We start from the raw sequence: 13,844 nt of genomic DNA, 5'->3' as shown, positions 1-13,844 counted from the left end.
GGAGCCTGAAAAAGGCTATGCCGGAACATGTTCGGCGACGTTAGGCTGACAGGCTTCATAGCCTGCATCTATCCGGCATTGCGCCCAAATTTTATAGAGCTCGTCGGAATCAGTATGCCGGTTGATGACTTTATCCAATTTGCCATTGTTGACCAGCCGGTCGAGCGTTTCCAGCCCGAGCCGGTCAAAAGCGGCCAGCATTTCGAATTTCATTACTTCCAGCGCCTTCCGGGGCGAGAAGGCTTCGCGATAGGGACGTTCCGATGTCAGGGCATCAAAGACATCGGCCAGGCAAATTACTCTGGCGCCAAGCGGAATATCTTCGCCGGCAAGACCGGTCGGGTATCCGGTTCCGTCATATTTTTCATGATGATAGCGTATCAGCGGGATAACATTCCAGGGAAGGGTGATTCCGGACAGGAGTTGAACGCCGGCATCGGGATGATTTTTGATTTCTTCATATTCCTCGCTGGTCAGGCGACCGGTCTTTTTGAGGATCTCGTCGGGGGTCTTCAGTTTTCCGATATCATGCAGCAGTGCTCCGGCGACAACCGCCTTGATGTCATGATCGGAGAGGCCCAGACTTCGGGCCAGGATCAAAGAAATATTTGCCACGCGATCGGAATGACCCTTGGTATAAGGATCCTTCTGATCGACTTTGCCTGCCATAGCCTCAAAAATCCTGAGATACAACTCCTCGATAGAGCTGATCAGTTTTTCGGTTTTTTCGACGCGCCCGGTGACATCAAGTTGATGGAAAAGCTTAAAGGCGGATTCGAGCACCTGGAGCGCTTCCACATGCTGTTCGGTAATAAGAAAGAGGTTTCCCTTTTCAAAAAGAACTTCGGCTTGTTGATATTGCAGGCCGAGTTCCTCGCAGAGTTCCAGAGCCCGGTCGAAACAATCAAGAGCCTTGTCAAAGTCCTGTTCATGCAGGGCAATTTTCCCGGTCAACTTACCGACTTCGGCCAATTGCCCGTTTTTCAAATTTTTTCTCAGGAAATAATCTTCGGCCGCATCCAGGTACTGTTTGGCCCGGGAAAAAGCGCCCATTTTCAATGATAAGTCAGTCAGATTAATGTTCAGAATCAGCAGGAGCGAAGCATCCTTAATGGTCCCGGCCACATCCAGAGCCGACTGAAAGATGTCGCGGGCGTTTTCATACTGCTCCTGCTCCATAAGGGTGATTCCAATATTATTCAGATTATAGGCGCTTTTTCTGACTTCACCTTCCTGATCATATACTTCTCTTGCCCTGTAATAGCAATCAAGAGCGGCTTTCCAGTCGCCCTTGATGTTCTTGATGGTCCCGAGATTATTGTGAAGGTCCGCGTAGAGAAGTCTGAAATTGTTCTCGAGCGAGATTCCAATGGCCTCCTCGTAAACGGTCTCGGCGTCATCGAACTCACCAAGTTCGATATAGATGACGCCCAGATTCCGGAGGCTCCGGCAGACTCCGTTGGAGTCATTCAGCCGGCGGTAACCCGAAAGGGCGCGATGGACATAGCCAAGGGCCCGGTCATGCTCTCCGGTTTTAGCCAGAAGCTGACCGATTTCGAGAAAGACTTCGACCCGCTGTTCAACCAGTTTATGATTCTGGCAGAATTCAAGCAGTTTCTGGTATTCGTCGACCGCTTCAGAGTATCGCCCCATTTTGGAAAGAGCCCGCCCTTTTTCGCTATGCAGTTCATAGCGTAGTTCCAGCGAATCATTCGGAAGCCCCTTGCGCTCGCACAATTCCTCCATTGTCGAGAGGTGTCTAAGGGCGCGTTCATAATCGAATTCGGCAATGGCTGTGCGGGCCAGGCTGAGAAACTCGGACAGAGTGTCATTCCAGTTGCCGTTTCCGCTTTCCTGTGCCCGAATGTTGTCCAATTGCACCATTGCCTTCACCCTTTGAAATTAGATTCTTAGTGAATGTTTCGCCGAAGCTTCCAAAACCTTTAGCTTGTTTATTGCTTTTTCAAGCTGTGCACCACCGGTTTTCTTAAAAAGTGTTATTGCCGCTTCCAGGCGCGAGCGGGCCATTTCGGCCTGCCCCCGTTCAATTGCCACCAATCCGGCTTCATAAAGGATTTCACCTTCGTGCTGCAAAAGGCCGTGTTCGCGCGCTTTTACCAGGGTCTGCTCCAGAATATTTTCGGCTCCGGTCAGGTCGCCGGTCATCCTCATCGCCACGGCCTCGATTATGGATAGATCTGCCGCCAGATTGGGGGATTTGAGCGTTTCAAGCAATTCCCCGGCCGATTTGATCAGTGACCGTGCCGCGACGGCGTCGCCCTGTCGCAAGTGTAGTTTGGCCATGTTCTGATAACAAAGTTCCACCAGTGTGGCATCTTTGCTCTCCAGGGCCAGAGACAGGGCTTCCTCGAGCGCTGTGGACGCATTTGCAAATTCGCTTATTTCCAGATAAGCCAGACCGATATTATGAAGGACATAGGCTTCTCTGAGCCTGTTGCCTGATCGCCTGAAATCGGATAAACACAGCTTAAATATCTTAATCGACTCATGCTGTTTGCCTTCAATTGATTTGATGGCTCCTTGAGTGTTAAGTATGGTGGCGCGCAGTTGAAAGTCGCCGGAATGAGTCGCCCAACCGACGGCTTTTTCACACAGAGAGTTCGAATCGCTGAATTGCCCGAGCTGGAATTTCATATTGGCGAGATTCCGGACTGATTCGGCCGCACCTTTGAAGTAACCCTGGTCAAGGAATAATGAGGTCGCCTGATTGTAAGCGTCTTCGGCCCGGCTCCATTCACCGGTCTGCATATGAATCCGGCCGATTTCTTTGGATATCTCGCCACGGATGACTTTATCCTCTGAGGATTCCTTTCGCTTGAGTGCATCATTGAGCAATTGAAATGCAATCGTAATGTTGCCCTGCTTCATCCAGTCCCTGGCCAGTTCGAGCAGTTGCTGTGCGCTGTGGGTCATACGATCACCTCTCTTTCGATCTGCACTGGTCTTCATATTAATTACCACCTGTTACCGTTTTGTTAACCGGTTCAGTCTCCTTAGTCAGAAATCAGTCCGTAAGCAGAGAAGTGATTGACAAATGCCGTAACTGTCTTGTTTTCAAAATTGATTTCACAATCAATAATGTCCCAGTGATCGAACGAGTCATTGTACCATGCCATCTTGATCGAGGTTTCATCGATTCCGGTAAGATCGGCGTCGCGATAACTCATGACAACCTTGACCGGCATATTAAATACCAGACCGTCGGTTCCGAAGTGATTTTCGAAAACGAAGAGGTCGGGGATGGCAATAGAAATCAAAGTGTCATTGTTCAGAGACCCGGGCGGGAAAGACAGTTCCACATCAATGAGGCTGACGACACCGCCCAGCTGTGCGGATATGATGGTTTCCACATAGGCCGAATCGCCCAGAATTTTGGCGGCCGAAGCGGCGCGTGTTAGCAGAATTGGATTATCGGCTATAACCGGTTCATCGTTCGCAGTCGGTAATTGCGAACAACCCATGATTCCGACAAAGCACAGAGCGGCCAGGAGTGCCATGACTGACGTGAAGTTTCTAACCTTGGACATACTCTCTCCTTTCGGTTTTCATCTTCGTTCTTGTATCAGAATACATATTCAATTCTTATGCCGGTCCCGCATAATATTAGACAACTTTTTCACTGGCAAAGAGTTACGGGATGCTATGAGGTGTTCGCAAATAGCCGGAATCAGTCACAAATCGGATCGACCGGTATAGAATGGACCAGTCGGTTTTTTTACAAATATTCTAAAATAGAATTGACTTAATTGATTGATAACGACTTATGAGTGATAATGATGGGTGGTCTATTTTGTGCCAGGAGCAACACAAGTGCGACGATCCTTTTCAAGATTGTTCTCTTCCATGATCCTGCGAAGCCTTGCCCGTGATATATTCAGAATCCTGGCGGCCTCGGAACGGTTCCACTCGACCATGTTCAGGATTTCACCAACCACCTGGCGCTCAATTGATTTAAGCGGAATGCCATGCTCGGGGATTTCGATAACGATATTGCGTCTTTCCCTGATTTTCTCACGGCCGTTTCGCATGGCGCTACTTATTTCCTCGGCATCGACCTTATTGCCGGTCGAAAGCAGGACGGCCCGCTCGATAACATTCCTTAATTCTCTGACATTGCCCGGCCACTTATGATTGAGAAGTTTCTTTATGGCTGAATCGCTGATGGTTAAATCCGGCTTACTATATAATGAGCGATAAAAGTCAAAATTGTGATAGGCCAACTCGCTGATATCTTCAATACGCTCTCGCAGGGGTGGCAGGTGTATGGCTATCAGATTCAGCCGGAAAAGAAGATCCTGGCGAAATCGATTTTGCTTTACCGCTTCCTCAAGATCAATGTTGGTGGCCGCAATCACCCTGACATTAATATCTTTCTCTTCAACCCCTCCCAAAGGTCTCAGCTTGCGGCTCTCCAGAATCTTGAGCAGCTTGGCCTGCGCCGATATAGTCAGGTTGCCGATTTCATCCAGAAAAATAGTGCCTTTATCGGCAAATTCGAATAAGCCGATTTTATCGGACTTGGCGCCGGTAAATGATCCCTTTTTATGTCCGAACAGTTCGGATTCAAACAGTTCATCCGGTATCGCCGAGCAATTGACTTCAATAAAGTGTTTGTCTTTCCTGACGCCACAATAATGCATCACCTTGGCCAGCAGATCTTTCCCGGTTCCGGTCTCCCCGAAAAGGATGGCATTGGGATAATCGACATCGCTGAGATTATCGATTATCTGTTTGATCTCATTTATTCGAGGGGAGATCCCGATGATCGATGCCGGGGTATATTGATTCCCGGCTGTGTGAACAGGCGGGGGATCAGTGGCGGCAGGCGCCTCGGCATAGGATGAGACCCGTGTCTGGTATTGGTCCCGGGTCAGGATTTCAGAAACGCCCATCCTGGCGACTTCAATGGTTTGATTCGGAGAAATGGATTTGGAAATACCGATTATTTGCAATTTTTCGAAGGATGTTGATAGTTCCTTCAGAAATTCGGGGCTGCGGAATTTTTCATCATCCAGATCAACGAAGGCGGTGCTGCCGGAATAATCCGTATCCGGTATGGCGGCCGTATCCTGTAAAGTGACACTGCTATCCTGATGAGAATCCGGTGAGCGCAGACGTTCCCATTCATCAAGAAACAGTCTGGCTCCAAAGACTATTACTCTGGAGGGACAACTTCTTTCCATATAAGAGGTTATCGGCACGGGAGAAATATAATTAAGAAGGGCGTCGAGCCACCTATTTCCGGCAAGGTTCCAAGTTTTGTCAATGTTTGACGGGGTGGGTTATCCAGTTCAATCATAACAGCTTAGGTTTATTGATGGAGTTTTTTGTTGATTGTATCGGAAGTTTTCACAATCGTCATTGTATAAATAAAAGAAAGAGGAGGCATTTATGAGAAGAACAGCTCTTCTGTTCCTGCTTGCGGGAACATTGATTTGGGGCACAGTTGTGGCTGATGAGATATCGGTCACTGTCTATAATAGTAATCTGGGTGTGGTGCATGAAACCCGAACCCTGAATTTCGAAAAGGGAAGCGGCCGCGTTTCATTTACCGATGTTCCATCACAGATTGATCCGACTTCAGTTGGATTCGAAATGTCCGATCCGGGCAAATCGGCGGTCATCCTTGAGCAGAATTACGCCTATGACCTGGTTTCGCCGGAAAAAATATATTCCAAATATATTGATAAGAAGATTGATCTCTTTGACAAATCGGGCAATATTTTCAGCGGAACGCTGTTATCATTCTCCGGCGGGGCCTTTGTTCTCAGGGAAGATAACAGCAAGGTCCAGATTGTCCGGGTGGAACAGGTTGTCAATGCCAATTTCCCCGAACTCCCCGAAGGGTTGATCACACGGCCGACACTTTTCTGGCTTTACGATTCCGATTTTTCGGGCAAGGCCGACTGCGAAGTCAGTTACCAGACCAGCGGGATCGACTGGAATGCCGAATATGTGGGGATTCTTTCCGGCGACGAGAAGAATCTTGATCTGACCGGCTGGTCGTCAATCAATAATCGGTCGGGGGCGACTTATAAAAATGCCACGCTAAAATTAATTGCGGGTGATATTCACCGTGCCCCGACGCCCCGCATGCGCGCGCCGATGGGTATGGCTGATGAAGCCGTCATGTTGAAGTCTTCCGCGGCCGGTTTTGAAGAGAAGGAATTTTTCGAGTATCATATGTATACACTTCCGCGGAAAGCGACCATTGCTGATAATGAGATAAAGCAGATCGCCCTATTCGAGCCGGCTTCCACCACCATCAAAAAGGAGTATTATTATCAGCCGGCATTTAATGCCAAAAAAGTCAAAGTTGTCATAAAGTTCACCAATTCCAAAGAGGCCGGACTGGGAATTCCTCTGCCGGCGGGACGGACAAGGGTTTTTAAGGCCGATGACGACGGCTCGATGGTTCTTCTCGGTGAAGATAATATCGATCATACGCCGCGGGACGAAGAAGTTAAGCTCACGATCGGTTATGCTTTTGATATCTCGGCCGAAGAAACAGTGCTTGGTTATAATAGAATTTCTCCGCAGATAGATGAACGTGAATATAAGATTGAATTGCGCAATCACAAGAAAGAAAACGTCTCAATAATAATTGAAAAACAACTTTATGGCGACTGGGACGTGACGCAGTCGAGCCATGAGTTCAAGAAGAAGGATGCCAACACGTTAACCTTCGAAGTGCCGGTCAAGGCGGACGGCAAGGAGGTCGTGAAATACATGGTCAGGACTTCGAGATAAAAAAAATGTACGGGGTTGACATAATTATGAAAAGATATTAAATTCGCAAACTATGTTGTAAGGTAACCGGCAATTGTGAAACAGGAGGAAATGATGAAATATTTTAGATATCTGACGGTTCTGTTTTTATTGACAGCTTTGGCCCTGCCCGCAATGGCACAAAGGAAAGAGGCCGTCAAAAGCGAAGGGGCCTTGTTGTCATCGGCCAGAATCGCTCTATATGCCAATCCGCCCCGAATCGAGGAGGCGCTAGAGCTCTGCAATCAGGTATTATCGCTGCATGGGCCGCATCCGGAAGCTTACTATTATAAAGGCAATATTTTCAGCGAGTACGCCAGCCGGGAATATGATCTTCGCAAGAAAATCGATTTTCTGGATACAATGTCGGTTTATTATGATTCTCTTTTTGAATCCTGCGGCGATAATGATATAAAGAAGAAGTGGAAAAAGAATTGCAGCGAATTTATCAAAAGAGTCGATTCTATCAAGGCCTATTACTGGCGCGAAAATTATAATAATGCGGTTCAAATCCTGGGTAACCTTGATGAAAAATATCAGACAGACATAGACAATGCCGTGGATGAGACCTCAAAAGAGGCGGCAATCGCGGCCAGGGCCGCGGCTGTCGACAGTTCGGCCATGTATTTCAGGTCGGCTATTCTGGTTATTCCGGACAGTTCGCAATGCTATGAAGGACTGGGGCTTGTTTTTGACCGTAACGATCAATTTGATTCGTCGGCGGTCTGGTTTATCGAAGCGAGTAAAATGAAGCCGGGTGAGGCCAATATGGCCATGAATGCCGCTTATGCCTTTATTCAGAATCGTGACTGGCAGAATGCCGTAACCTGGTTTAACAAAGTGGTTGAGTTGATTCCTGATGATGCTACCACAATGATGAATATCGCTGCTTGTTATAACAATCTTCAGAATTATGATTCCGCCTATTCATATAATATGATGGCGCTCAAGGCAAATCCCAACGATGCGGTGGCTTTTATCGATATCGGCAAGTACTGGCTGGTCAAGTCCCGCGATTTCTCGGATTCCGTAAAGTATTATCAGGATCTTGCGGATGGCAAGGGGGCCGAACGCAATATCAAGATGCGTGATAACATGTTCGACTCATCATCGGTTTATTTCAAGAAGGGTCTGGACCTGGACGCTGAAAATATGGATGCTCTTACCAATTTCGGCATTATCAGCATGATTCGCGGCAAATATGATGATGCTCTGGGCGTCTTCGAAAAACTCGCCGAGATTGAGCCGTTTCGCAAAGAACATTGGATTGACATGGGAGATTGTCTGATCCAGTTGCAGCGATTCGACGAGGCCCTGACGCCTTTTGAAAAAGCAGCAGAAATCGATCCCAGTGATGTAAAGGTCTGGACCGTTCTGGTTGATCTTTATACTTCGGCGGGCAAGGAGACAGAAGCCAAAGAGGCCAGGGATAAGATTGCCGAACTTGAGAATCTTTAATTGATTTTAGATAAAACAACAAGGCAGGTCTAACGCGACCTGCCTTTTTTTTCCGATGACAAAACAATTACTAAACATTGCCGTTCCGAATACTCCCAACCGGTTGTTTACCTATTTGGAACCGGAACAGGCGCAAAGACCGCTTCAGCCGGGGCAAAGAGTCATAGTCCCTTTCGGGCGCCGCCGCGCCATCGGGTATTTTATCGAAACGGCGACAAAAAAACCGGAAGCGAAGCTAAGAAATGTAACGGAGATTCTTGATCCCCAGCCTCTCTTCGATGATAAGCTTATCAAGTTCCTCAAATGGATGGCCTCGTATTATTATGTTAATTCGGCCGATGTCTTCAATGCGGCGCTTCCGCCCGATATGCGAAAAATAAAGAAGCCGAATTATATCATTACCGAATATTTTATTGAGGCGGCTGATGAATTGCAGATTCCCGAAAAAATAAGGGAATCATTAAAAAAGAAATCATCCCTGCGGCCTCGTGATATTACCCTGCTGGAAAAAATGGTGCCCGGTGCAGCTGAGAAACTGCTTGATAAGGGTGGAATTAGGCCAAGCTGGGTGGATGAGTCTGGGGTCATTTCCGGACTTTTGCTGGGATATAAAATAGATAGTGCTCTGTCAGCGGAGAAAGATGTCTCCGGGTATCTTGATAAGATCAGTGCTTCGGATCATTTGTTGAACAAGTCCGATATTATTTCATCCGGAATCAGCGAGTATCGTTTTAAAAAGCTTCTTGATTGCGGAGCCGTTAAACCTGTTTATGGGATGCCGGATCTTTTTGCGTATTTCAAGCCGCGCCCGGATATCGAAAAAATAAAACCGACCGACGAGCAAACGGCGGCCATCGAAGCGATTACGGCGGCATCCGGCAAGTTTGACCCGTTTCTGCTGTATGGAATCACCGGATCAGGCAAAACTCTGGTGTACTGTCATGCTGCCCGAAAGATCCTTGAACGGAAGCAGACGGTTCTCGTTCTGGTGCCTGAAATAGCCTTGGCCGGGACGCTTTTGAGTTATTTCAAGAGCTTTTTCGGCAACGAAATCGCCCTGCTTCATTCGGCCCTGGGTGCAAGGGAGAGAGTGCTGGTCTGGCAGAATATCAAGGGCGGCAAGTACCGGATAGTTATCGGCGCAAGGTCGGCCATCTTTGCACCGCTGCCCGATCTGGGCTTGATCATTGTCGATGAAGAACATGATGAGTCGTATAAGCAGGATGATCCGGCGCCGAGGTTCCAGGCGCGGGATGCAGCCGTGATGCGGGCCAAGCTTGCCGGAGTACCGGTCGTGCTGGGTTCGGCGTCACCCTCGGTGGAATCCTTTTACAATGCCGAGCAGGGCCGCTACCGCCTTCTGAAACTGACCCGTCGCCCGGAAGAGGCAGCGATACCGCTGGTGCGGCTGATTGATTTGCGCGAAGAACCGCCGGTCAGGGACAATCCCTTTTTTACGCACCCGTTGCTGAGAATGATCAGGGAGTCGCTGGATAAGGACCAGCAGGTCATTTTGTACCTTAACCGCCGGGGATTCTCGCCCAGAATAAAATGCACCGACTGCGGCCACACGCCCGAATGTCCGCACTGCAATATCAGCCTGACCTATCATAAATCGGGAAATCGGTTGATGTGTCATTTCTGCGGCTATATCAACGCGGGGTATAATATCTGCGCCGGATGCGGCGGGGATCATTTTGTATATCTGGGGACAGGAACGCAGAAAATCGAGGATCAGATCGGAGAGCTGGTCAAACAGGCGAGGGTCGTTCGGCTCGACTCGGACAGTGCTTCCGGCCGCGAGAGGGCGCATTTGATATTATCCGACTTTGCATCAAAGAAGTACAACCTGTTACTCGGGACGCAGATGGTTACGAAGGGGATCGATTTCCCGGACGTTTCGCTGGTCGGTGTCTTGATGGCTGATATCGGGATGGATATGCCGGATTTCCGGGCCTCGGAAAAACTCTTTGCGAAATTAATACAGGTGGCGGGCCGATCCGGACGCGGGATCATTCCGGGTGAGGTGGTTATCCAGACATTCAGGCCGGAACTTGACCTTATCGATGATGCCGCACGGCAGGACTACGAATCATTTTATGCCCGGGAGATTCAATCACGTCGGGAGTTGTTGTATCCGCCGTTTTCGCATATTATCAATTTCAGGTTCGCATCAGTGAAGGAAGATGCCGCCATAAAACAGTCGCTTGGATTCAAGGATAGGCTTGAGGCCAGACTGAGTGAGGTCGGTCTCAAGGTTCAAATCCTCGGGCCGGCGCCGTGCCCGCTGTATCGTCTGCGCGGAATGTACCGCCGCCACATGTTCGTGAAGACCAAGTCGATTTTGAAATTTATTGGTTTTCTCGGGACCTGGGAACAGGCCGAAGCTAACTACGGCCTGCCGTCTTCGATCAGGTTGACGATCGACATTGATCCTTATGATATGATGTAGCAGCGACATTATTATTTTTTATAAAAAAGGACAGCTGTTATAGCTGTCCTTTTTTAATTGTATCAACGGGGTAAACCTATGGACAGGTCGGAGCAGGACCGCCTTTATACAGGAAACTTACCAAATAGGTGGCATCAAGTAAATTAGTCGAGTTACTGTTATTGACATCGCCCGCTTCGACAGGAATCGGCAGCGGGCCGCCTTTGTACAGATAGCTTATCAAATAGGTGACATCGAGAAGATTAATGCTCAAATTGCCGTCGACATCACCGCACATGTACGACGGCATATCGGTAACGGTCAGCATCACCGGCACCGGCCAGAGGGTGTCGGCAGGGTCAGAGTCATTATTGGAGATGAGAACATTGGAATTGTACAACCCGGTATCGAGATCGACGGAAGATATCATGCAAAAAACGGTATCGGCGAGACCGGCTCCGATGGAGCCGCTGAATTTCGAAAGAATCAGCCATTGCTTCGGCCGGTCAAAACGGATGGCGAGACCATCACTCAAATAGGGCGTAAGGTAGGCCACTTCGAGGCCATCGGTTCCGCCCTGATTTTCGATTCCAACCGCGCATGAAGCGACATCAAATCCGGCGGCGATGCTGTTGTATTGGAAGGTTATGGTTCCGTCAGATTCCATGATCACTTCCGCGTTGATGGCATCACCGGCATTTCCGTTGTACTCGGGATAATTTACGAATTGTATGATACATTTTTCTCCGTCGGACTGCATGAAAACCTGACCGCCCGGATTATTTATGTTGGTTATGTCGAGGTCATCCCACAGCCAGGCCAGAAAGGCATTGGGCGTATTTCCGCTGGGAATGGCCACCTTGGTGCGGGATTTCAGATTGGTCGTGTCGAAACCGATCAATCCATTTGATCCGGCATAAAACTGAGTATAATTATCATCATAAAACGGGAAAGTGAAACCGATCTCAAACGGCCCCGTGAAATTGTCATCGTCGAACCCGGCGGTTATATCGGTGCCGGTGGCCGAGATATCCATCCAACTGAAGACCGGGCCGCCATTCTGGTCGGAGTCAATCCAGTAATATCCGAACAGGTCGGGTCCGCCGGCGTTTTTATCAACCGTGTAACCAATTCGGTAATCCTCGAGTCCCTTCACGTCGATGTAGTTGTCATCGAATCCTTCGGGATAAACGCGTGTCGCCGGCGCGAGCAAATCGGCCGCCGCCAGGGAATCATAAAACGGGTTGACCGCAATCAGCATCTCGACGTCGATCGTGTAATCAAGGAAACCCTCACCGGTATTTTCAATTATTATTTCATCGGTGGTCGAATCATTGGCCGGCAGAGTGTGCGAAATGGACAGTGGTGAAACCGCGATTTCCGGTGAATATTCGACGTTGAAAGTATAAATTCCGGTGGTATCGGCGGTGTTGGCGCTGTCCTTTGCAAACAGATAATAGCCAATAGCCGTTCCAGCCGGCTGAGCCGGGATAAAAGCATGGTATTGGTTGTTTATTCCGGTCGGCAAAAGCAATTCCGTATTCCATACTGAGGCAATTTCATAATATAAAAGCAGTGAATCGTCAATCAAATCGGCGTTCGAAGTGATGGTGCAAACGACCTCGTAATCATTGACGGTATCCCTGGTATTGCCCAGCGGGGTATGGCTGATAACAACAGTTGCAAACGGATCATAACCATCCAGAGTCGTGGCGCCGGAGCTGTAAGGATCGAGCCAGTCGCGCAGACGAGCGGCCGGGGTCCCGCCGCCGGTCCAGGAGAGCGAGAACTTCCCATACCAGTCGGATGTGATACTGGTGCATGAAGCATAGCCGCCGTGAAGCTGGCCGACGACATGATGATTCTGGTCGAATAGCGGCGAGCCGGAGGAGCCCGGTTCGGTGGTGCCGTCGTCCCATGAGCCGATCCGCCAATGAGTGGTGCCGCTGGTAGTGAGATAATTGGCCGAGGTTACCGGATTATAATCGAATGAAATTTTCTTTATATCACCCCTGGGGTGATGGATTCCGGTCGAGGCTTGCGAGGCGACATCCACATTTGACCAGCCGGCATAGTAAACGTAGTAAGAATCGGGCGGTGATTCATCAAGCATCAAAAGGGCAAAGTCGGAGCCGCCGTAATTGGCCAGAAGGGTCGAACCGGAGACAGTCATCCAGGTCGGGCCATTGATATTCTCACAGGTCGGACTCTCGTAATTGAACATGAAGACCCAGGTTTCTTCACCGCCGAGGCAATGTTCGGCGGTCAGGAAGAACGGCGTCCGATCCTGCCGCACATTATTAACCAGGGTGCCGGTGCATATACGCGATCCCGAAGCTGTCAGGATCATGGCCACCGATCTTTTGTCGCTTTGCCAGGGTTCACCCTCCGGGCAGTTTATGTTATTGTTACAGGAACCGGAACTGCCGAAATCAAGAAGCTCCTTGGTGGTACTATAATCGAAAATATTTTTATAGGCATGGACCACGCGTGAGATGGCGATTTCGCCCTGCCCGCGTACGCCGGCAGGCTCAAAGTATTCCAGAATACAGATATCACCCGGCACCGGCGCCGTGCCGAATTGGCCGTGTTCCTTGTTGTTCTGTTCGGTAAAGGCGCCAATGGTCGTCGAGCGGTCCTCATTATATATGAATAATTTCGCATCAGGCGGAAGCCAGTACCGATCATAAATCAAATTCAGTGAATAGGCCCCGTCCGACCGGATTTCCAATCGCCACAGGCCGGAGCCGTCGGGAAGTTCTTCCCACGTTCCCGAATTGATAAGATCATAATCGACTTCGATAGGTTCACCGAATCGAAACGGCATTCCCTCCGCCTCTTCGATGTCATCCTGAGCCAGAAGGGCCTGAACGTCAACCGCCGGCGTGGTCACTTTTTGGATTTCGGTCCGGACTTTTCGTTCGAAGCTGACAGGTTTGCCGCCAAAACTGACCTGGCCATAGGTCGGGCTTATGGCAGCGAGAAAAAGCAAGAACAGCAATACGGGGGCATGAAATAGTCTCATTATTTGTCTCATTCTGATTCCCATGAGTTTAATATCGTCCCTGTGTAATGCTCCCCATTTAGCAAGCCTTTTCTAAGAGAGTCCTCGTGGTTAAATTATAGGTTTCTGCCATTTGATTTGGCGTGCGATAGCCCAGCGCCG

General features: G+C 49.2%; 8 protein-coding genes. 3 read left to right on the top strand and 5 right to left on the bottom strand.

The window, feature by feature from the left end; genetic code table 11:
• Positions 1–15 precede the first annotated feature (15 nt).
• From CVT49_04320 to CVT49_04305, 4 genes are all read right to left on the bottom strand, one after another.
• On the bottom strand, positions 16–1,884 hold the full coding sequence (locus CVT49_04320) for a hypothetical protein (protein PKK84199.1): 1,869 nt from the start codon (positions 1,882–1,884) through the stop codon (positions 16–18).
• An 18-nt stretch (positions 1,885–1,902) separates the two neighbouring features.
• Complete coding sequence (locus CVT49_04315) at positions 1,903–2,934, bottom strand: hypothetical protein (GenBank protein ID PKK84198.1); 1,032 nt, start codon at positions 2,932–2,934, stop codon at positions 1,903–1,905.
• 80 nt (positions 2,935–3,014) lie between these two features.
• Positions 3,015–3,518 carry a hypothetical protein gene (locus CVT49_04310; protein PKK84197.1) on the bottom strand — a complete coding sequence of 168 codons (504 nt, stop codon included), beginning with the start codon at positions 3,516–3,518 and terminating at the stop codon, positions 3,015–3,017.
• Positions 3,519–3,806: 288 nt separating this feature from the next.
• The gene (locus CVT49_04305; protein PKK84196.1) at positions 3,807–5,204 is read right to left on the bottom strand and encodes a hypothetical protein; all 1,398 of its coding nucleotides are present in this window, start codon (positions 5,202–5,204) and stop codon (positions 3,807–3,809) included.
• A gap of 208 nt (positions 5,205–5,412) precedes the next feature.
• Between CVT49_04305 and CVT49_04300 the strand changes: the two genes are divergently transcribed.
• The 3 genes from CVT49_04300 (at position 5,413) to priA (ending at position 10,699) form a co-directional block, all read left to right on the top strand.
• Positions 5,413–6,771 (top strand): DUF4139 domain-containing protein, encoded by a 1,359-nt coding sequence (locus CVT49_04300; GenBank protein ID PKK84195.1) that lies wholly within the window; start codon positions 5,413–5,415, stop codon positions 6,769–6,771.
• A gap of 90 nt (positions 6,772–6,861) precedes the next feature.
• The gene (locus CVT49_04295; GenBank protein ID PKK84194.1) at positions 6,862–8,247 is read left to right on the top strand and encodes a hypothetical protein; all 1,386 of its coding nucleotides are present in this window, start codon (positions 6,862–6,864) and stop codon (positions 8,245–8,247) included.
• 55 nt (positions 8,248–8,302) lie between these two features.
• Positions 8,303–10,699, top strand: coding sequence for a primosomal protein N' (priA, locus tag CVT49_04290; GenBank protein ID PKK84193.1), 2,397 nt, complete (start codon positions 8,303–8,305; stop codon positions 10,697–10,699).
• Positions 10,700–10,775: 76 nt separating this feature from the next.
• Here priA and CVT49_04285 read toward each other — a convergent pair whose 3' ends face one another.
• The gene (locus CVT49_04285; protein ID PKK84192.1) at positions 10,776–13,727 is read right to left on the bottom strand and encodes a hypothetical protein; all 2,952 of its coding nucleotides are present in this window, start codon (positions 13,725–13,727) and stop codon (positions 10,776–10,778) included.
• Positions 13,728–13,844: the final 117 nt, after the last annotated feature.

This window comes from candidate division Zixibacteria bacterium HGW-Zixibacteria-1 (assembly GCA_002838945.1).
Classification (GTDB): Bacteria; Zixibacteria; MSB-5A5; order GN15; family PGXB01; genus PGXB01.
This window is presented reverse-complemented; position numbering and strand designations above follow the sequence as displayed.

Coding starts and splice junctions, on each gene's coding strand:
- CVT49_04305 (PKK84196.1), bottom strand. CDS start 5,204: ATGGAAAGAAGTTGTCCCTCCAGAGTAATAGTCTTTGGAGCCAGACTG.
- CVT49_04285 (PKK84192.1), bottom strand. CDS start 13,727: ATGGGAATCAGAATGAGACAAATAATGAGACTATTTCATGCCCCCGTA.
- priA (PKK84193.1), top strand. CDS start 8,303: ATGACAAAACAATTACTAAACATTGCCGTTCCGAATACTCCCAACCGG.
- CVT49_04310 (PKK84197.1), bottom strand. CDS start 3,518: ATGGCACTCCTGGCCGCTCTGTGCTTTGTCGGAATCATGGGTTGTTCG.
- CVT49_04320 (PKK84199.1), bottom strand. CDS start 1,884: ATGGTGCAATTGGACAACATTCGGGCACAGGAAAGCGGAAACGGCAAC.
- CVT49_04315 (PKK84198.1), bottom strand. CDS start 2,934: ATGACCCACAGCGCACAGCAACTGCTCGAACTGGCCAGGGACTGGATG.
- CVT49_04295 (PKK84194.1), top strand. CDS start 6,862: ATGATGAAATATTTTAGATATCTGACGGTTCTGTTTTTATTGACAGCT.
- CVT49_04300 (PKK84195.1), top strand. CDS start 5,413: ATGAGAAGAACAGCTCTTCTGTTCCTGCTTGCGGGAACATTGATTTGG.